This window comes from Edwardsiella sp. A.80236, assembly GCF_044540725.1.
In the GTDB taxonomy this organism is placed as follows: domain Bacteria; phylum Pseudomonadota; class Gammaproteobacteria; order Enterobacterales; family Enterobacteriaceae; genus Edwardsiella; species Edwardsiella tarda.
This window is the reverse complement of the sequence record NZ_JBIUCY010000040.1, coordinates 1-4,897: the sequence shown is the minus strand read 5'-3', so window position 1 is coordinate 4,897 and position 4,897 is coordinate 1. Positions and strand designations below refer to the sequence as shown.

The window sequence follows — 4,897 nt, the reverse complement described above, 5'->3', positions numbered from 1 at the left end:
GCTGTACTGTGCCTGTTGTGCCTGCTCTAGTGGGTATATAAAAACCAAGAGGGCGTAGCGCCCGTCGTCTAGGTCGTTTATTGTTTGTCTTGCTCTGCAAAGGGTTTGATTGTGTGGGCCTGGGTTAAATCGTTGTGTTGACAGTTACGTGTGACGAGATGTAATCTCTGAAACGAAAAAACCGCCCAGCAAGGCGGTTTTTTCGAAGGTTCGCAGAGCAGCAACTCTTTGAACCAAGGTAACTGGCTTGGAGGAGCGCAGTCACCAAATCTGTCCTTTCAGTTTAGCCTTAAACGGCCCATAACTTCAAGACTCACTCCTCTAAATCAGTTACCAGTGGCTACCGCCAATGGCGATTCGTCGTGTCTGTAAGGGTTGGACTCAAGTTGATAGTTACCTTACTTGGCGTGGTAGTCGGACTGAACGGGGGGTTCGTGCATACAGTCCAGCTTGGAGCGAACCGTCTACGTGGAGTTGAGTGTCAGGCGTGGTATGAGAAACCGCAGCCATAATTGCGGAAGACACCGACAACCCATAAGACGGGAACACAGGAGCGCACGAGGGAGCCGCCAGAGGGAAACGTCTGGCATCTTTAAGCTGTGTCGGGTTTCGCCACCACTGATTTGAGCGCCGGAAATCATCCGATTTCTGTGAGTCTCGTCAGGGGGGCGGAGCCTATGGTAAAACGGGTTCCCCGCGCCCTTTGCTCTGACCCTTCTTGCCTGCCGCACCTGTCCTACACTTCCTCACGATGACCCGCAACGCCCGCCGCAGCCTCATGACCGAACGCAGTGAGCGAATGAGCGAGGAGGCGTCATATCATCTCCACTGCCATTTACCCGTGCCACTCCTCTGCCGGTCTGATTACGCCTTAATCCCATGATCCTTTTGACCTTTCAACCACTCCGATTTAGCATATTAAGCCAGTATACACTCCGCTAGCGCTACGTGACTGGTTCAGGGCTGCGCCCCGAAACCTGCCCAAAGGAAAAAATGATTACACGATTGATATTTATTGCTGCCATGGCGGCTCTCACGGCACCTACTTATGCTGCCGCTATAGGGAATAAAGATTGCTCCCATCCCCTCAGCGCCTCTGGTCTCCATGCGCTTGAAAGTTCACCTGACTATGCTGCTGTGAAAACCGAGTTTACCAAGGCTCTCATTGCAGCCTGTAAAGAGGGAAAAAGCCGTGATGACATAGGCTTTCCTGCCGCTGACGAATTGGCAGGGAAGGCTGCTGATCACTACGTTTCGACGCATGACCCTAAAACCACAGACCCTAAAGCTATCCGTAATCAGGCCGGGGCTATTTATAACGCCTGGTTAGGGGGCTATACAGGTTTTGACCTACCTGAAGATTCAAAAAAGAAACCCGCGCGTCAGCCCATGAATACTGCTGCATGCGAACAACTGACGAAAGATGCGATACAGGCCAGCATTCCGCCAAACGTCACTATCACGTTGGAACAGTACAAAAAGAGTGCTGGCCAACTCGGTATGATTTGCATGATCGCCTTGCAGCAGGGTTACGACGGCAAGCCACGAAACAATGAATTACTTGGCTCGTTAAGTCCTGAAGTCACTGAAATGTTTAACCGTGCATATGATGCAGGAGCGGCACAGTAGGTTTTTTGGCGGCAATCCCGACTCAATATGCATGGGTATCGTATTAACAAGGTTTGATAACCGCATCATTTAATCTTGCCTAACCATGTGCAGACCGGAAAAAGTTCCCCGTCTGTCCCGGTGTTCTCAGGAGGCCCGCTTGTCAGAGAAACGCAACAAAATGCTCACGATGTGGGTGACTGAGGACGAGCACCGTCGACTGCTGGAGCGTTGCGACGGTAAACAGCTCGCGGCATGGATTCGGCAAACGTGCCTTGATGAAAAGCCGGCGCGTGCCGGCAAACTTCCTTCGATCGCGCCGGCGCTACTGCGCCAACTGGCGGGCATGGGCAATAACCTGAACCAGATCGCCCGGCAGGTTAACGCCGGGGGCGGTACCGGGCACGACCGGGTGCAGGTCGTGGCGGCACTGATGGCCATCGATGCCGGACTGGAGCAGCTCCGCGAGGCGGTGCTGGCAAAGGGGCCGGACGATGATCGTTAAATTTCACCCCCGGGGGCGCGGGGGCGGCGCCGGGCCGGTGGACTACCTGCTGGGGAAAGACCGGCAGCGCGAGGGCGCCAGCGTTCTGCAGGGCCGCGCAGAGTCGGTGCGTGAACTTATCGACGCGTCGCCCTACGCCAAGAAGTACACCTCCGGCGTGCTGTCGTTTGCGGAGGCCGACCTGCCGCCCGGTCAGCGCGAAAAATTGATGGCAAGCTTCGAGCGGGTTCTGATGCCCGGCCTCGAAAAAGACCAGTACAGCGTGCTGTGGGTGGAGCACGCCGACAAGGGGCGGCTGGAGCTGAATTTCCTTATCCCGAATACCGACCTGTTGACGGGAAGGCGGCTCCAGCCCTATTACGACCGGGCCGACCGCCCGCGCATCGATGCCTGGCAAACGCTGGTCAACGGCAGGCTGGGGCTTCACGACCCGAACGCGCCGGAGAACCGCCGGGCGCTGGTCACGCCGTCGGCCCTGCCCAAAACGAAGCAGGAAGCCGCTCAGGCCATTACGCGCGGGCTGCTCGCGCTGGCCTCCTCCGGTGAGCTTGCAACGCGGCAGGACGTCACCGAGGCGCTGACGCGGTCAGGGTTTGAGGTGGTACGCACCACGAAAAGCAGTATCAGCATTGCCGACCCGGACGGGGGGCAAAACATTCGACTAAAAGGGGCCCTCTATGAGCAGTCTTTTCACGCTGGCGAAGGACTTAGAGCAGAAATCGAAAGCGCAGCAGCAGAGTACCGGCGAGATGCTGAAAGCCGCCTTCAGCGAGCACGAGAAGTCTGTAAGAACGGAACTGAACGCAAGCGCGAAGCGAATCAGCGCCGCCATCAGCGCCCACGAGCAGGGGGTGAACGAGGCGATGCAGTCGAACCAGCGCAGCACGCTGCGGCTGGTCGGGCGGACGTGGGTCACAGTGGTGACGGTGTCAGTGCTGCTTATCGCAACAAGCGGGAGCGTGCTGTGGTGGCAGGGGCAGCAGATGGTCGCGAATTACACGACCATCGAGGCGCAGAAGGCCACGCAGGCGATGCTGTCGGCGAGGAACAACGGCGTGCAGCTGTCGACCTGCGGGGACGCGAGGCGGACGTGCGTCAAGGTGAACCCGGGCCCGGGCGCGTTCGGGGACGATTCGACCTGGATGATACTGGCGGGGAAATAGGGAATGACGGAGCTGGAAAAGCAGTTGCTGAGCGCGTTATCGCAGCTACAGCAGGACTATTCGACAAGGCTGGACGAGTGGGAGCACGCCTTCGCGGAATGGCGGACGATGTCTGGTCTTATGCAACGGGAGAACGCGGCGCTGAACGCGCGCGTCTCCGACTTGAGCAGGCAGATACGGACTTTAAGCGAGCAGTTAGACCGCTTGTCCTAGAAATTGCGTCGGTAGAGCAGCAGCGCGCGGCGCTGAGAAGGCAGGCGCTGGCGCGCGAACTTGAAGACGCGCCAGCGCCGCGCCCGCCGCGAACGTATCACGGCCCGTCAATGTAGGGCGGCTGGCCGCATCAGTGAGTTTATGAGGAGAAGTTATGGCGCTGTCCGAAGCCAAAAAACAGCAGCAACGCGACGCCCGGGCCCTGCTCGAGGGGTTCTGGCCCGAGGCGTTTAACTTCAGCCAGCCGCGCCCGTTGAAACTGGGGGTTTTTGAGGAGTTGGTCGCCGATGCGAAGTTGCGGGGACTGCCTTTCGATGCGGCGATCCTGAAGGCCGCCATGAAGTCGTACACCAGCCGCTACGTCTACCAGCAAGCGGTGAGCAAGATAGCGGAGCGCACGGGGCTTGATGGTTCGCCGTGCGGCGAGGTGTCAGCGGAGCAGAAAGCCTATGCAAAGGTTCAGCTCCAGCGCATTGATGCGAAAGCAAAGGCACGAAAAAAAGCATTAGAGGCCGATGCCGCGGCGAAACCGGTGCCCAACGAGCCGGATGCATAGCTATGCACGGCCTCAAAATTAACCTGCGGCGTTCTGGGTGGTTTTCGGGGGGTAAGGCAGGGATTTATGGGCGTCAGGGCGTAAAATCGCCCTGTGTGCCGTTTAGACGGTGCGCTGAACGGATGTTATGGTAAATTAGTCTTCTAAACCTAAACTTTGAAAACCGCCGAATCGAAAATCGATTTTTATCCCCAGTCGTAAAGATTTCACTTATAAGATCTTTTTATTAATCTTATAAAGATCTTATAGGGCGCTCGCAGCCCAGAGCCTGTTTTTCGTGTGGTTAGCGGTGTTTAATATGTTAGTCGCGACGATTAAAACGAATGAAGAATATTATCTTCGCCGTGATAGGCGTACAGAAAACCATTTTAATTTTAAGCGGAGTTAGCCGAATGATTATTAAACCTTATCGCCGTGGGAGTGATAACGTTCAGCCAATTATCCGCCCGGACGCTAACCCAGCAAGCCAGCCTATAACCGGCGTATTACTCGGAAAGAAATCAGGCGGCGGCGGGGGCTGTTCTGTATCGACGGATGCCGGACAGAAATATATATCTCACAAGAAAACGCCGCATTCTGGTAACTCGTATTAAGTTGGGATTTACGTACACTTTGAGTTAGGGTTTACATACGATTCTCTCCCCGCTATCCCGCGTCGGCACGACGGGTTTAAACACCTTGGACTGCCCGTTGCCGTGGTAGGTCTTTTATCCTGTGAGTTCTGCAATGTCGTAGCCCTGCCACAGCTACAGAATCCACGTAGCGTTACCGGCTGGCTGTACTGTGCCTGTTGTGCCTGCTCTAGTGGGTATATAAAAACCAAGAGGGCGTAGCGCCCGTCGTCTAGGTCGT

Annotated in this window: 6 protein-coding genes and 1 pseudogene; all 7 read left to right on the top strand. The window is 56.3% G+C overall.

Translation table 11 applies throughout. The features are described from left to right. The first annotated feature begins 993 nt into the window (after nt 1–993). The 7 genes and pseudogenes from ACEQFP_RS17180 to ACEQFP_RS17150 all read left to right on the top strand — a co-directional run bounded on the left by ACEQFP_RS17180 (nt 994) and on the right by ACEQFP_RS17150 (nt 4,638). The gene (locus tag ACEQFP_RS17180; protein WP_058655000.1) at nt 994–1,629 is read left to right on the top strand and encodes a hypothetical protein; all 636 of its coding nucleotides are present in this window, start codon (nt 994–996) and stop codon (nt 1,627–1,629) included. 160 nt (nt 1,630–1,789) lie between these two features. Next, a complete protein-coding gene (locus ACEQFP_RS17175; RefSeq protein WP_182932148.1) occupies nt 1,790–2,113 on the top strand; it encodes a MobC family plasmid mobilization relaxosome protein in 324 nt (107 codons plus the stop codon). Next, nucleotides 2,052–2,420, top strand: a pseudogene (locus ACEQFP_RS17170) (hypothetical protein); the annotation flags it as partial. The gene ACEQFP_RS17175 and the pseudogene ACEQFP_RS17170, both read left to right, overlap by 62 nt. A 370-nt stretch (nt 2,421–2,790) precedes the next feature. Next, nucleotides 2,791–3,276 carry an MbeB family mobilization protein gene (locus tag ACEQFP_RS17165; RefSeq protein WP_058655003.1) on the top strand — a complete coding sequence of 162 codons (486 nt, stop codon included), beginning with the start codon at nt 2,791–2,793 and terminating at the stop codon, nt 3,274–3,276. A gap of 3 nt (nt 3,277–3,279) precedes the next feature. Further along, complete coding sequence (locus ACEQFP_RS17160; protein WP_058655002.1) at nt 3,280–3,489, top strand: MbeD family mobilization/exclusion protein; 210 nt, start codon at nt 3,280–3,282, stop codon at nt 3,487–3,489. A 154-nt stretch (nt 3,490–3,643) separates the two neighbouring features. Further along, nucleotides 3,644–4,045 carry a ProQ/FINO family protein gene (locus tag ACEQFP_RS17155; RefSeq protein ID WP_058655001.1) on the top strand — a complete coding sequence of 134 codons (402 nt, stop codon included), beginning with the start codon at nt 3,644–3,646 and terminating at the stop codon, nt 4,043–4,045. Between the two features lie 323 nt (nt 4,046–4,368). After that, nucleotides 4,369–4,638 carry a hypothetical protein gene (locus ACEQFP_RS17150; protein WP_139153059.1) on the top strand — a complete coding sequence of 90 codons (270 nt, stop codon included), beginning with the start codon at nt 4,369–4,371 and terminating at the stop codon, nt 4,636–4,638. Nucleotides 4,639–4,897: the final 259 nt, after the last annotated feature.

Bases quoted from the DNA above. Each gene is read 5' to 3' on its own strand.
- ACEQFP_RS17180 (WP_058655000.1), top strand. From the start codon at position 994: ATGATTACACGATTGATATTTATTGCTGCCATGGCGGCTCTCACGGCA.
- ACEQFP_RS17175 (WP_182932148.1), top strand. From the start codon at position 1,790: ATGCTCACGATGTGGGTGACTGAGGACGAGCACCGTCGACTGCTGGAG.
- ACEQFP_RS17165 (WP_058655003.1), top strand. From the start codon at position 2,791: ATGAGCAGTCTTTTCACGCTGGCGAAGGACTTAGAGCAGAAATCGAAA.
- ACEQFP_RS17160 (WP_058655002.1), top strand. From the start codon at position 3,280: ATGACGGAGCTGGAAAAGCAGTTGCTGAGCGCGTTATCGCAGCTACAG.
- ACEQFP_RS17155 (WP_058655001.1), top strand. From the start codon at position 3,644: ATGGCGCTGTCCGAAGCCAAAAAACAGCAGCAACGCGACGCCCGGGCC.
- ACEQFP_RS17150 (WP_139153059.1), top strand. From the start codon at position 4,369: ATGAAGAATATTATCTTCGCCGTGATAGGCGTACAGAAAACCATTTTA.